Source organism: Azospirillum rugosum (genome assembly GCF_017876155.1).
In the GTDB taxonomy this organism is placed as follows: domain Bacteria; phylum Pseudomonadota; class Alphaproteobacteria; order Azospirillales; family Azospirillaceae; genus Azospirillum; species Azospirillum rugosum.
Genome location: NZ_JAGINP010000058.1, coordinates 1 through 2,357, shown reverse-complemented (window position 1 = coordinate 2,357; position 2,357 = coordinate 1). Strand labels below are relative to the sequence as shown.

The window sequence follows — 2,357 nt, the reverse complement described above, 5'->3', positions numbered from 1 at the left end:
ACGCTGACGCTGACGGTCAACGACGGCGGCAACGGCAGCCTGGGTGGCGGCACGGGCGCGCTGAGCCACACGGCGACCAAGACGATCACCGTCAACCCGGTCTCCGACACGCCGAATCTGACCATCAACGGCACGCTGAATCCGTCCTCGGCGGTCGCGGTGACGGGAACGGAGGATGTCTGGTTCTCCGTCCCGCTGATCCTCGCCGAGACCGACACCGACGGTTCGGAAACGCTGAGCTACAGCATCGCCGGCCTGCCCGCCGGCACGCGCTACGTGCTGGGCGGCAGCCAGCCGTCCAGCGCCACGGACGGCATCCTGATGTCGGGCGGCGCCTTGATCAGCGCCGGGTCCATCGGCGATGGCGCGACCAACACGATCTGGCTGCGCCTGCCCGTGGACTGGAACACCCAGGGCGGCGGCACCAGCGGGGTGACCTCCGCGCTCACCCTCACCGTGACGGCGAACAGCGCGGACGGCGCCGCCGCGGCGGCCACCCGCACGGGCACCATCGCGCTGACCGTCACGTCGGTGGAGGACAACCCGCGCCTTCAGGTCGACACCGCGTCGGTGACCGAGGACACGACGCTTACCGCCACCGGAAACGCGCTGTCGAACGACAGCGAGGTGGACGAGGGGCAAGTCCTGCGCGTCTCCCAGGTGACGTTCGGCGCCCAGCCGGCGGTCACCGTGGACACGGCGAACGATGTGGACGCCACCATCGCCGGCACGTACGGCACGCTGACCATCCGCCGCGACGGCACCTACAGCTACGCGCTGAACAACGCCGCGGTGCAGTTCCTGCGCACCGGCGACACGCGCACGGAGGTCTTCACCCTGACGGTGGACGACTTCCTGACCGCGACCGGAGCCAACGCGGCGGGCGTCGCCCAGACCAGCACGCTGACGATCACCATCAACGGCACCGACGACGCGCCGGTGGTGGACCTGGACGGCACGGCGGGCAACGGCGTGTTCGACCACGCCGTCACCTTCACCGAGCAGCAGGGCACCGACACGGGCGCCAACGCCGTGCCCCTGTTCCCGTCCAACCCGATCAGCGACGTGGACAGCACCAACCTGAAACAGGTGGTCATCACCGTCACCGGCGTGACCGACGGCGCCAGCGAAAGGTTGATCATCGGCGGCACGGATTACGCGCTGAACGCCAACGGCTCCGGCACGGCGACAGCCGGAGGAACGACCTTCACGGTCACGGTCTCCAACAACGGCGGCACCATCACGCTGACCAGCGGCAGCGCCTTCACCATCGCCGACGCCAACACGCTGCTGTCCGGCATCACCTACCGCAACATCTCCAACACGCCGAACGTCGGCGGCACGCGCAGCTTCACGGTGCAGGCGACCGACGCCGGCTCCAACGACGCCGGGGGCACGAACCAGCTCGCCAGCAACAGCCCGAAGACGGTCGTGACGGTGGTCGCCACCAACGACCGGCCGGTGGTGGACCTGAACGGCAGCGGCGTGGGCGGCATCAACAGCTCCGCCACCCTGACGGAGGCGGCGAACGCGTCCACCACGCCGGTGGCCTTCGCCAGCGGCACCACCCTGCTGACCGACCTGGACGACACCAAGCTCCGCCAGATGGTGCTGACGGTGGACGGGCTGGTGCATGGCAACCAGGAGATCATCGCCTTTGGGGCCACCAGCATCGGCCTGGGCTCCGCCGGCAGCTACAGCGTCACCGCCGGCGGCGTGTCGCTGACCATCACCGTGGCCGTGGTGGACGGTGACACGACCACCCTGACCGTCACCCCGACGAGCCCGGCGACCGCGGCAACCTTCACGACCTTCGAAACCCTGCTGAAGGGCCTGACCTACGTCGATACCAACGACGACCCGACCAACGGCGGCGCCAACACGACCCGCACCATCACGGTGCGCGTCACCGACGACGGCGCCAACAACACGCTGGCCGCCCAGACCGACGCCACCGACGCGGTCGCCACCATCACGATCACGCCAATCAACGACCAGCCGCGCATCACGGGGCTGAGCACGACGGCGACCTTCGGCGAGGACGCGATCAAGACGGCGGCGCGGCTGGACGCGGACGGGGTGATCAGCGTCACCGACGCGGACAGCACCGCCTACAACGGCGGCACGCTGACCGTCACCGGCATGATCGCGGGCGAGGACCACGTCTCGCTGCCCGCGGCGGCGAGCGCGCCGGGCAACCCGGTCACCAATCAGATCTGGCGCGACACGTCGGGCAGCGGCGTCTACGCCTACGACGGCACGGCCTGGGTGCAGATCGGCACGGTCAGCACCGACACCGACACCAACTTCACGATCACGCTGAACGCCAACGCCACCAAGGCGCGGGTCGAGGCGCT

1 protein-coding gene is annotated in these 2,357 nt (G+C 69.6%); it reads left to right on the top strand.

All coding sequences use genetic code 11. The features are described from left to right. The coding region (locus J2851_RS35400; RefSeq protein WP_209774073.1) for a beta strand repeat-containing protein at positions 1-2,357 on the top strand (2,357 nt) is incomplete at both ends.